1 protein-coding gene is annotated in these 263 nt (G+C 61.2%); it reads right to left on the bottom strand.

Annotated elements, in window-relative coordinates; genetic code table 11:
- Positions 1–263: hypothetical protein (locus tag AC0L3U_RS39570; protein ID WP_473365145.1), on the bottom strand; the 263-nt coding region annotated here is incomplete at both ends.

Below are 263 nucleotides of genomic sequence, written 5' to 3'. Positions count from 1 at the left end.
ACGGTATCGAGCATCGTCGGGATAAACGCGTGGTCATAGGCGTTTTCACTGGCACGATCCGTCGAGTGGGTGCGTGTCGCGTAGGCGGCCAGTTGCTGAACGTGCAGGGCACCCACGCGCACCGCGCCAGGGATCGGCTGCGCGCTGACCAATGTGGCGCAGAAGGCTTCGCCGAAATAGCCATTCTGATCAACGTACTGCACGGTGTCGTGGAAGCACTTTTCTCCGGTGATCAACAGGCCGCAGACGTCTTCCTGCCTGGC

The organism is Bradyrhizobium sp. Kon69 (genome assembly GCF_055807515.1).
Note: the sequence above shows the minus strand (reverse complement) of the source record. Positions and strands in the feature narration are given on the sequence as shown.